This window comes from Streptomyces sp. NPDC043876 (genome assembly GCF_056435825.1).
In genome coordinates this window covers 1-2,045 of record NZ_JBWKDV010000060.1, presented here as the reverse complement: position 1 = coordinate 2,045, position 2,045 = coordinate 1, and the positions used below count along the sequence as shown (strand labels likewise).

Annotated in this window: 1 protein-coding gene; it reads right to left on the bottom strand. The window is 71.9% G+C overall.

What is annotated here, in order from left to right; translation table 11 throughout:
• A partial coding sequence (locus AC0693_RS38715) for a type I polyketide synthase (protein WP_478804624.1) occupies positions 1-2,045 on the bottom strand: 2,045 nt, incomplete at both ends.

The following is a 2,045-nucleotide window of genomic DNA, read 5'->3' as shown; positions in this document are numbered from 1 at the left end:
TCCGACAACCGCTCGACGAGCAGCACGCCCGCACCCTCAGCCGGTCCGAAGCCGTCGGCCGAGGCGGAGAACGCCTTGCAGCGGCCGTCGGCGGCGACTGCTCGCTGCCGGGAGAACTCCACGAGCACCTCCGGCGTCGACATCACGGTCGCGCCGCCCGCGAGGGCGAGGTCGCACTCGCCGTTGCGCAACGCTTGCACCGCCAGGTGCAGCGCGACCAGCGACGACGAACACGCCGTGTCCACCGTCAGCGCCGGCCCCTCCAGGCCGAGGGTGTACGAGATACGACCCGACATGACGCTGGCCGAGTTGCCGGTGCCGAGGTAACCGTCGAAGCTCTCGTTGCCGTTCTGCAGCAGCGGCATGTAGTGCTGGCCGTTGGTTCCCATGAACACGCCGGTACGGCTACCTCGCCGGCTGGCCGGGTCCAGGCCCGCATGTTCGAACGATTCCCAGGCGAGTTCCAGGATGATTCGCTGTTGTGGGTCCATCGCCAGGGCCTCACGCGGCGAGATGCCGAAGAACTCCGCATCGAACTCCCCCGCGTCGTGGAGGAACCCGCCCTCCTGGACGTAGGAACGCCCCGCCGCGTCCGGATCCGGGTCGTACAGCCCCGCCACGTCCCAGCCCCGGTTGACGGGCAGGTCCGTAATGGCGTCACGGCCGGTTTCCAGCAGCTCCCAGAGCTCGTCGGGTGTTCCGACGTCTCCGGGGAGGCGGCAGGCCATGCCGATGATGGCGATCGGCTCGTCCTGACCCACCGGAAGCGGACCGGTCGGGGCGTTCAGCTCGGAGCCGGTGCGTTCCGCATCGTCCTCGCCCAGTAGTTCCTCGCGCAGATGGTCGGCGAGTGCCCGGGGGTGGGGGTGGTCGAAGACGAGGGAGGCCGGAAGGGTCAGCCCGGTGGCCTCCTTGAGCCGGTTGCGCAGTTCCATCGCGGTCATGGAGGTGAAGCCGATGTCCTTGAACGCCCGGCTCTGGTCGATCGCGTCGAGAGCGCCCTCACCCAGTACGGCCGCCACATGGGCAGTGACCAGCTCCAGGAGGGCCTTTCGCTGGGCGTTCCGGGGCTTGTCGCGCAGGGAGCGCGCCAGCTCCGTGCCGCCGGGCGCGCCGATCCGGGCGGCCTTGTCCGCCATGGCCGCCGCCTCCGCCTCACGGAGACGGCGCACCTCGGGCAGCTCATCGAAGAGGACGCTGGGACGTACGGCGGTGAAGGACGCCAGGAACTGCTCCCAGTCGACGTCGGCCACCGCGGCGTGGCCCGCGCCGCTTCCCAGCGCCCGGTTCAGCTCCGCGAGCGCCGCCTGGGGCTCCAGCGGAGCGATGCCGTACTGCCGCAGCGACTCGGCGGCAGAGCCGTCCGCGGTGACGGAACCCGCCCAGGGCGTCCACGCGACGGAGACCGTCGGCAGACCCCGGGCCCGGCGGCGAGCGGCGAGGGCATCGAGGTGAGTGGCGCCGATGGCGTACGCACCCTGCCGTACACCACCCCAGATCCCCGCAACGGAGGAGATCAGCACCAGCTCCGGTACGCGTGGCCCGTCGAGCAATGCGTCGAAGTGTGCGGCGATCGCGGACTTGGCGGCGACGGCCGCCGCGAGATCGGCCGGGCTCGTGCTCTCAAGCGGAGCGAGCTCCACCGCGGGCGGGACGACAACCACCATGGCAGGGGCGTACTCGGTGACGAGGGTGGCGAGGACCGCACGGTCCGCGAGGTCGGGCGCCGCAGCGGTCGTCACGCGCTGAGCCACGTCCGACAGCGCGGCCGGGAGTTCGGTCAGGGAGGGATCGGCGAGTACGACGCGCTCCGCGCCGTCCGTGAGCAGCCATCGGGCCAGCGGCCCACCGACGGCATCGAGTTCCCCGGCCAGCAGCACCGTGCCCCGCGGGCGCCAGTCCTTCCGTCCCCGGCGTGCAGTGGCTCGTACGAGACGCCGGCCGTAGGCGCCCGAGGGCCGCACCGCGAGCTGATCCTCACCGGCCGCGATCCCGGTGGCCAGCGCCCGCACCGCCAGACCCACCGTACGCGCATCGGCGTCCGC